This window comes from Blautia sp. OM07-19, assembly GCF_003481595.1.
Taxonomy (GTDB): Bacteria; Bacillota; Clostridia; order Lachnospirales; family Lachnospiraceae; genus Blautia_A; species Blautia_A intestinihominis.
This window is the reverse complement of sequence record NZ_QULA01000055.1, coordinates 1-229: the sequence shown is the minus strand read 5'-3', so window position 1 is coordinate 229 and position 229 is coordinate 1. Positions and strand designations below refer to the sequence as shown.

Here is a 229-nt window from a genome sequence, read left to right as displayed (position 1 = left end):
AAGATATAATGACCATAAAAGGGGCGTTACTTCCATTTTTTTCACTGTGATTTCATAACCTCCAAAATCACATTTCCGGTTCACTTCCAGAGTTGTCGGAGGCTTTACTGCACCCAGAGTCCATTTAAAATCCCATGTTCCATCTGTAATAACAGTCGTATCATAATCTCCTTCCTCCGTAAGATTCTTTAATGTGATTTCTACTGTTTTATTACTCAGATCATAATCA

General features: G+C 36.7%; 1 protein-coding gene. It reads right to left on the bottom strand.

Going from position 1 to position 229, the window contains the following annotated elements; translation table 11 throughout:
• The coding region (locus tag DXC01_RS20400) for a hypothetical protein (protein WP_199705055.1) at positions 1–229 on the bottom strand (229 nt) is incomplete at both ends.